General features: G+C 32.8%; 2 protein-coding genes. Both read right to left on the bottom strand.

Annotated features, from left to right (window positions below; genetic code table 11):
- Positions 1-121: 121 nt before the first annotated feature.
- Positions 122-1,012 (bottom strand): hypothetical protein, encoded by an 891-nt coding sequence (locus AC1EUY_RS15920; protein WP_480196540.1) that lies wholly within the window; start codon positions 1,010-1,012, stop codon positions 122-124.
- A 77-nt stretch (positions 1,013-1,089) separates the two neighbouring features.
- Positions 1,090-1,992, bottom strand: a complete 903-nt coding sequence (locus AC1EUY_RS15925) for an IS1595 family transposase (RefSeq protein ID WP_480196541.1) — start codon at positions 1,990-1,992, stop codon at positions 1,090-1,092.
- Between the last annotated feature and the right edge of the window lie 114 nt (positions 1,993-2,106).

Genomic DNA, 2,106 nt, shown 5'->3' on the forward strand with positions numbered 1-2,106 from the left:
CTCGGCTATGAGTAGTTGCGTGGATTAGCGGTTAACTTTGCAAGTACACACCAAACTGAAAATTCGCAAGGATTTTCAGAAGTAGGCGAGAACAAGCAATTACTTATAGCCAATGTTGTGCCTAGTTATTTTTCATTAATTTTTCTATCCAATTAAAGCAATCTTGATTGTCCATAATACTCCAAGAATGAGGATGTTTAGTTCCGTCTAATTTAACTCCTTTTCCCATCGTAATTATAACATTCGCATCTTTGTTTCCCATAAGTTTTAAATCGTTTATCATTGCGACAATGTCAGTTCCGTTCCAATCATAAAGGTCTCTTCTCCTTTCATTCATTAGCCAATTAACATCTAAATCTGTGTACATTCGGATTGGGATGTCTTTTAAATATTTAGCATTACCTCCATTTTCTGCTCCATTTGAGTAAATTGATGCTTCAATATATTTTTTAGGAAACTCTTTTGGTGAGCCTCCATAAATCTCATTATAATTATTCATCATCCATCTCGCTTCTCCAACTCCAAGCTCTGAAAAATTTCTTTTGATTTCTCTTTCACAATATTCGTAAAAATGTGCTTTGTCTAAAGGCACGTCAAGTCCAAAAATTCCTTTAGGTTGAATGTAAGTTTTCTTTTTATTTTTTACTGATTGTTGTGCATAAATCAATGAAATCATTCCTCCATTTGATAGTCCACCAAGTACAAAGTTTTCTTTTGGGATTTTATGTTTCTCTATAACCTCTTTGAATATTATATTTAAAGTCTTTATTTCAACCTCTCTATTTTCAGTTCCCCAATTAATAGAAGGAATAATTGTGGCAATACCATTATCAAAAGCAAGTTTTGGAATGGAAATTTGTTTTAGTAAATCTTGTGTGGTTTCTCCTCCAGATGGCAAAATCACTATTGCACCTTTAATCTGTTCTTCGGGTATAAGCTTTAAATAATAAAGTTCATTACTTTCTTCATCATTGATATATAAATTTGATGTATCAGGACTCTTTAAAATCACTTTTTTAAAATCTTGACTTTTACAAGAAATAGTTATTAGAAGTGAAAAAAGCAATATAATTTTATAGGGTTACCCATCTAAGTCGCAGGAACTTTTATTTGTTGAAAAGTGACCGGAATATGATTTATGCATCGACTAATAATTTTATCTAAAATAGATTTTCGATGATTTCTTCGGTTAAATCGAAAGAAATATTCATCGATGTATTTTTGAAGATATTCTTTTTTACAATAGGAGTGTACACCCCTAAGCCAATTTTTAAAGTTCCTGATTTGAATATGAAGCATTTTGCAGTTCCTTCCTTTATCAGACAAAGTTTGCTTTAGATTATTGTAGTTTTCTTTAAGCGGTTTATATCCCGCCCAACCATCGGCTAATATCATGGCATCTTTATGGATGTGACTATCAAAAATCGGTTGTAAAGATAGGGAACTATAATCTTCAATAACTTTCGCATATCCTCTTCCAGATTTACCTTCTCTATTCTCAAAAGCAATAACTATTCGTACTTTTTTATCACTTTTGCTTCTTCCTTGTTCTCCAGGCTGCGGGGTGCCTATTTCAAATTCATCTACATGGACTTCTTTTTCCAAAGGATATTGCTCGCTACTCTTCATGGCTAATTGTACTTTTTGACGGAATAACCATGCTGTTTTTTGATTTACTCCAAAATGTTCTGCCAACCAAATGCTATTGGCTCCTTTCTTGCTCGTGACTATTTCATAAAGCATTTCAAATGCCTTGTCTATTCCAAACTTTAACTTATGAAACAAGGTTCCTGTGGTAACTGATTCATCATAACCGCATTTACTACATCTGCGGCTTGAAGGTTGTTTGCCTTTTATATAAACCTTCCCTTCGCAACGAACGCACTTATAACCCTCTTGCCATTTCAAATCTGCTAAAAATTCATAACAAGCCTTCTTATTGCAAAATCTATCTTTAAATACCTGTCTGTCAAGTTCTTTTAATATTCTCATCTCTGCTGGATTTGAATACAATTTACAAAATAACATAATCATAAACAACTATTTGAGGGCTAAATGGGTAGCCCTATAATTTTATATCTGTTCATTGGTTCGTTTTAATTAGGC

This window comes from Maritimimonas sp. 2210JD6-3, assembly GCF_056591795.1.

Coding starts and splice junctions, on each gene's coding strand:
- AC1EUY_RS15925 (WP_480196541.1), bottom strand. CDS start 1,992: ATGAGAATATTAAAAGAACTTGACAGACAGGTATTTAAAGATAGATTT.